At 69.6% G+C, this 2,700-nt stretch carries 2 protein-coding genes; one reads left to right on the top strand and one right to left on the bottom strand.

Features of this window, described 5'->3' with window-relative positions:
- Positions 1 to 616: 616 nt before the first annotated feature.
- Positions 617 to 1,489: an endonuclease domain-containing protein gene (locus tag B4E30_RS11710; protein ID WP_286795400.1), complete on the top strand. Its 873-nt coding sequence runs from the start codon at positions 617 to 619 to the stop codon at positions 1,487 to 1,489.
- A gap of 533 nt (positions 1,490 to 2,022) precedes the next feature.
- Here the strand turns inward: B4E30_RS11710 and trpS are convergent.
- Positions 2,023 to 2,700, bottom strand: a 678-nt coding sequence (gene trpS / locus B4E30_RS11705; protein ID WP_286795399.1) for a tryptophan--tRNA ligase, incomplete at its 5' end; no start/stop codon positions are given.

Genomic DNA, 2,700 nt, shown 5'->3' with positions numbered 1-2,700 from the left:
CCTGCCCAGTTGCCCCGTCCGTCTCCTGCCCGGAACCCCGTCCGTCTCCTGCCTGGCTGTCCCGTCTGTCTCTCGCTACGTTGGTGCCCCAACTCAGGCTGTGAGGCGCCAGACGGTGCCAACACGCCGTTAGCGGTGATTCTCAGCCTGAGTTGGTGCTCAGGAGTGCGGGGAAGGTGATGCCAGGGCGGCACGCTGCGGCGCTGCCCTGCCGTCCCGCTGCCCGGTTCCCGCCTCGTGTCTCCCGCCCGGTTCAATTGCCCACCCGGCACGTCTCTCCGTGCGGCTCCCCGACCGTCAGCCCTCTTGTTCGTGACCCAACTCAGGTTGGGAGGTGCGGGACGGCGCCGACACGCCGCTGGCGGTGGCCCTGGACCTGAATTCGTGCACGCCGCACCGCCCGTTCCCCCGTCCGGGCTGCATGCGCCCCCGCACCCGATCCGGTGTCCCAACTCAGGCTGAGACGGACGGGGACGGGGTGACACGCCGACGGCCGTGGCGCGCAGCCTGCGTTCGGGCACGTGTTCCCCTGCACAGGCGCCGTCGTGATGCAGGTCATCCCCAGGCGAAGGCGGCATGGCGTGAGCGGGCGCGAGGGGCCGCGACGATGCTGGTCATGCAGACGGACTGGCGGACATGGACACGTGCAGAGCTCACGGCGGAAGGGATGTCGCGCCGCGCTATCCGCGCCGCGGTCGATGATGGTGTGCTCGTCCGTGCCCGTCGAGACCGTTACCTCCCGTCGTCCGCTCCAGCCGACCTCATCCGAGCCGTGCGGGTCGGTGGGCGACTGACCTGCCTCGCTCTCTTGCGGCTCCTCGAGGTCTTCGTGGTCACCGGCGAGGGGCTGCACGTGCACCTTCCGGGGAACGCGAGTCGCATGCGCTCGCCCCACGACCGATTCACTCCGCTCAGGGGGCGAGTCTCGGTGGGTGTCGTGCTCCATTGGCTGCCGCTCCTTCGTCCACTCGGCACGGGTGATGTTTGTGTGGATGTGGTGGATGCGCTCGTCCACGCCGTGCTCTGCCAACCCGCCCGTCACGCTGTCGCGACGCTCGACAGTGCGCTTCATCGTGGCCTTGTCGGAGCGTCTGAGATCGCTGAGATCTTCGCCGCGCTTCCGGCGAAATACGGCATCGTCCGCGATCTCCTCGATGGGCGGGCCGAGTCCGGCAGCGAGACACTCATGCGGTTGATGGTGCGGGCGACAGGAGCGACCTATGAGCTGCAGGTGGTGATGCGCGGGGTCGGGCGGGTCGACCTCGTCGTCGACGGCTGGCTCGTGATCGAGTGCGACAGCGAGGAGTTCCACTCGTCATGGCGTCAGCAGCTGAAGGATCGGCGCCGCGACCTGGCGCTCGCGCAACGTGGATACGTGACCTGGCGCGTGACCGCCGCTCAGATCATGTACCAGCCCGACGAAGTCGCCGAAGGCCTGCGTGGACTGCTCGCCTCACGCCGCGACGGTCGTATCAGCACCGGGGCGTGAGGTCCCATCGTCCCGGTTGCGGCGCCAGCTGCGGTGTCGCCGGCCGCCAGGCACGTACTCAGGCTGTGCCGCGCGCCGCTGATCGGCCGCCGCGTCATGACGCAGGAAACCTCGAGCGGCGATGAGTTCAGCCTGAGTCCGGGCACGTGGCGGGTGGGTCGAGGCGGGCCGGTTCCCATCAGGGAGCGACGGCCGGGCGGCGGGGTCGCTCGGCGGGCAGTCCGGTGGAAATGCCGGCCGCGAGGCACGTACTCAGGCTGTGCAACGCGGGCGCGGGGCACAGCCGCGTCACGACGCGGTGACGCCGGAAGCTGGCGCTCGCTCAGCCTGAGTTCGTGCACGAGGCGAGGTGGCACGTGGCGAGGTGGCACGTGGCGAGGCAGGCGGCGCGATCCACCACCCTGGCGGCCCGATCACGAGGCGAGGTGGCACGAGTCGGGGCGGCACGAGGCGGGGTGGGATCGAACCGAGCCGCACCGCACCGGCGCCGCCGCCCACGGCGGGCCGCACCGCACCACGCCGCTACCCGCGGCTCAGACGCGGCGGAGGAGGCCGATCTTGTCGTAGACCGCGGCCAGCGTGCGGTCGGCGACCTCTTCGGCCTTCGCGGCGTTGGCCGCCAGGACCCGATCGAGCTCGGCCGGGTCATCGAGCAGGGCCAGCGCGCGCTCGCGGACCGGTCCGAACTCCGTCACGACGACTTCGGCGAGGGCCTTCTTGAAGTCGCCGTAACCGCGGCCGGAGAATTCGTCTTCGATCGCCGGAATTTGTCGCCCCGTGAGCGCCGCGAAGATCACCAGCAGGTTGGAGACGCCGGGCTTGTTCTCGCGGTCGTACCGCACAGCACCCTCGGAGTCGGTGACGGCGCGCATGATCTTCTTCGCCGATGCCGCCGGGTCGTCGAGCAGCCACAGAACCCCGGCGTCGGACTCGGCAGACTTCGACATCTTGGCGGTCGGGTTCTGCAGATCGTAGATGCGCGCGGTGTCCTGCTGGATGACCGGCATCGGCACCTGGAAGGTCTTCCCGAAGCGCGAGTTGAAACGCTCCGCGAGGTCGCGGGTGAGCTCGACGTGCTGCTTCTGGTCGTCGCCGACCGGCACGATGTCGGTCTGGTAGAGCAGGATGTCGGCGGCCATCAGCACCGGGTAGGTGAACAGCCCGACCGACGTCGCGTCGCTGCCGTAGCGGGAGGACTTGTCCTTGAACTG

The sequence above is a fragment of the Microbacterium sp. UBA3394 genome (assembly GCF_002358725.1).
Taxonomy (GTDB): Bacteria; Actinomycetota; Actinomycetes; order Actinomycetales; family Microbacteriaceae; genus Microbacterium; species Microbacterium luteum.
Note: the sequence above shows the minus strand (reverse complement) of the source record. Positions and strands in the feature narration are given on the sequence as shown.